The organism is Chryseobacterium sp. CH21 (genome assembly GCF_004119445.1).
Taxonomy (GTDB): domain Bacteria; phylum Bacteroidota; class Bacteroidia; order Flavobacteriales; family Weeksellaceae; genus Chryseobacterium.
In genome coordinates, this window is the sequence record NZ_QICI01000081.1 from 1 (window position 1) to 274 (window position 274).

The following is a 274-nucleotide window of genomic DNA, read 5'->3' on the forward strand; positions in this document are numbered from 1 at the left end:
TTTTCAAAGTATAGACCTAAGTCCGGCATCTATTCATGATATTCACTTTTTGAAGGACATTAAAGAACAGTTGTCTGATTGTATCTTGCTTGGTGATAAAGGGTATCTCTCATCAGAGGCACAGGTAGATTTGTTTAATTATGCTAATATTACCTTGGAAACTCCGAAAAGAATAAACCAAAAAGACTACAAACCACAGTTTTGCTTATTTAAAAAGCACAGAAAAAGAATTGAAACATTATTCTCTCAGCTATGTGACCAATTTATGATAAGA

Annotated in this window: 1 protein-coding gene; it reads left to right on the forward strand. The window is 32.5% G+C overall.

The features are described from left to right. The coding region (locus BOQ62_RS16865) for a transposase (protein ID WP_164976775.1) at nucleotides 1-274 on the forward strand (274 nt) is incomplete at both ends.